A 2,958-nucleotide genomic window follows, 5' to 3' on the forward strand; every position below is an offset into this window, starting at 1 on the left:
TTGTTATGTTGCCTAGTCTGAGAGTCTTACTCTGAGCTCAACTTTACCCAAAATGGATAAAGTCGAGCTAAGGAGATATCACATGAGCACACCTATGGATCGATCTGAAGAAGCCATCGAAAAGGTTCAACCTGAGGTAGCACCTCCAGAGACTGTTGGCGTAGTTGGCGGTGTCATCAGCGCGACTCTATTTCCAGTGATGGCGGCAGTGGGTGCGATCGGGGCGATGGTCGCTCATCTCACTATTGTGTTGGAGAAACGGGAATAATGCAGAAAAAGATTTGGGTGAATAGCTGATTAAGCAGCTACTGTAGTGATAAAATAAGCATTATAAATTCACCATATTGCATTATGCGTTGCCCAAATCTGCTTGTAATCGTAGGTGCGTTGTGTGTCTTGCTGCCGATCCAACCAGCGATTGCCCACTCAGTGTTGGAAAAAGTTGTCAAAACAGGTGTTTTAACTGCTGGGACTAGCAAGGATGCCTTTCCTTTCGCCTATAGAGACAAAAATGGACGTTTGACAGGATATTCTGTTGACATGTTGCTATTGATCCAGAAACAGGTGGAGAGAGAGTTGAAACGCCCTATTAAACTAGAGTTGGTTGCTCTGGATCCCGCTGACCGTATTCCCAAACTGAGAAGTGGTGCTGTAGATATTGTCTGTGATGCGGCTAGTTTTACCTGGGAGCGCGATCAAGATGTGGATTTTACGGTAAGTTATGCGACAACAGGTACCCAACTCCTAACCCTAAAGGGCACCAAGTCTTGGGATATCTCTGGGTTGGCAGGGCGAAAAATTGGTGCTTTGCCTGGAACAACCAACGAGCAAGCGATGCGTAGGGTTCAACCTCAAACCAAAATCATCTTTGTTAAAGACCGCGCCGAAGGCTATCAGTTTTTGCGGGAGGGGAAAATTGATGCTTTCGCTGATGATGGAATTTTATTAGAAGCTTGGTTGCAAAGAACAGCTAATACTCAACAATATAAGATTGTGAGCACTTTATTTTCGAAGGAAGGTATCGCTTGTATGATACCAGAAAATAATTCAACTTTTTTGGGTAATGCTAACTATGCCCTGATCAGATTTATGCAGGGTTTTCTGAAACAAAAGCAGCCCTATGTTCAAATCTTTGATCGCTGGTTTGGCTCACAGAGTGCTTTACCATTGTCAAAAGATTTACGCGACTTAGTTGTTGACAACATGCGGTTGGTTATTGATTCTAAACAAGAAATACCCGATAGTGACTTATGAACCTAATTAATGGTCAGTAGAGAGGGTGGATTGTTACCCGTCCTCTACACTTATCGACGCTTAATCGATGTTTTTCCAGCGCCAGTTAACCACCTCTGGTGAATCGATACCATGATGATAGGCATATTGCCGACATTCTATTTGACGATTTTTTAGTTGTTCTTTGGTATGAGCACCAGCCACTTGTAATTTGGGCACTCGATCGATCACATCAATGGCAATGGTAAATCGATCGATTTGATTATTCATCGCCAATTCTAGTGGTGTGTTAATATTCCCCTTTTCCTTATAGCCACGCACATGAAGATTGTGATGGTTGGTGCGGCGATAGGTTAAACGATGAATTAGCCAAGGATAGCCATGAAAATTAAAGATAATAGGTTTGTTGATCGTAAACAAGCTATCAAAATCTCGATCGGTCAAACCATTGGGATATTCTAGCGGTGGTTGGAGTGCCAAGAGATCAACTACATTAATAAAACGAATTTTGAGATCGGGAAATGCCTGATTTAAAATTGCCGTCGCAGCGAGAGCCTCTTGGGTGGGAACATCGCCAGCACAGGCAATTACCACGTCCGGCTCGACACCCACATCGGTACTTGCCCACTCCCAAATGCCTACCCCTTTGGTGCAGTGAGCGATCGCCGCATCTATGGTTAAATATTGCAGATGGGGTTGCTTATCAGCGACAACAACATTAATTCGATCGGTACTTCTAAAACAATGATCAGCAATTGTCAGTAAACAATTAACATCAGGTGGTAAATAAATCCTGACTACTTCCATACTTTTGTTGGCAACCAGATCGAGAAAGCCTGGATCTTGATGAGTGAAGCCATTGTGATCTTGTCGCCATACCGTCGAAGTAATTAATAGATTAAGCGAAGCCACCTCCGCCCGCCATGATAATTTTCGAGAGATTTCCAACCATTTAGCATGTTGATTGAACATCGAATCGATCACATGCACAAATGCCTCGTAAGTCGATAGCAATCCATGTCTACCCGTTAATAAATAGCCCTCTAGCCATCCTTCGAGAGTGTGTTCACTCAACATCTCCATTACTCGTCCATCCAAAGCCATTTCGCTACCATCAGCATCTGCTGGTAAGTATGACCCCCACCAGACTTTCTTGGTGGCTCCATATACTGCCTGTAGCTGATTCGAAGCAGTTTCATCTGGGCCAAAGAGGCGGAAATTATCGGGATTGGTTTGGATAATATCGCGCATCAATACCCCCAAGGGGTAAGTATTCGATACTTCGATTGCCCCTGGGGTCTGTACATCTACTCCATACTGCCGGAAATCGGGGAGGTGGAGGGACTTTCGCAGCAAGCCGCCATTGGCGTGTCGATTACTGCCCATTCGTTTATTCCCTTGAGGTGCAATCGAGCGAAATTCCGATCGCAACTTGCCATCTTCATCGAACAATTCATCTGGACGGTAGCTTTTTAGCCAGTCTTCAAGCATTTGTAGTTGTTCCGGACGATGCTTGACTTCCTTGAGGGGGACTTGATGCGATCGCCAGGAACCCTCGATCTGATGTCCATCTAGCTCTTTTGGCCCCGTCCAGCCCTTGGGAGAGCGGAGGACGATCGCGGGATATAATGGACGAGTAGTATCGCCATCATTCCGCGCGCGGGATTGGAGATCGTGGATGTCTTGGATGGCTCGATCGAGTGTCATCGCCATGATTTGGTGCAT

General features: G+C 45.2%; 2 protein-coding genes and 1 pseudogene. 2 read left to right on the forward strand and 1 reads right to left on the reverse strand.

Features of this window, described 5'->3' with window-relative positions:
• Window positions 1–145 precede the first annotated feature (145 nt).
• Both RMO27_RS01710 and RMO27_RS01715 read left to right on the forward strand, forming a co-directional pair.
• Window positions 146–268, forward strand: a pseudogene (locus RMO27_RS01710) (DUF4342 domain-containing protein); the annotation flags it as partial.
• A gap of 83 nt (window positions 269–351) precedes the next feature.
• Window positions 352–1,254, forward strand: coding sequence for an amino acid ABC transporter substrate-binding protein (locus tag RMO27_RS01715; protein WP_309728520.1), 903 nt, complete (start codon window positions 352–354; stop codon window positions 1,252–1,254).
• A gap of 60 nt (window positions 1,255–1,314) precedes the next feature.
• On the opposite strand, the gene RMO27_RS01720 is transcribed toward RMO27_RS01715, so the two are convergent.
• The coding region (locus RMO27_RS01720; RefSeq protein ID WP_309728522.1) for a phosphoketolase family protein at window positions 1,315–2,958 on the reverse strand (1,644 nt) is incomplete at its 5' end.

Origin of the sequence: Chamaesiphon sp. OTE_75_metabat_556 (assembly GCF_031378165.1) — a bacterium.
Classification (GTDB): Bacteria; Cyanobacteriota; Cyanobacteriia; order Cyanobacteriales; family Chamaesiphonaceae; genus Chamaesiphon.

What these genes read in the sequence shown, in the direction of transcription:
- RMO27_RS01715 (WP_309728520.1), top strand. Translation starts at nt 352, where the DNA reads ATGCGTTGCCCAAATCTGCTTGTAATCGTAGGTGCGTTGTGTGTCTTG.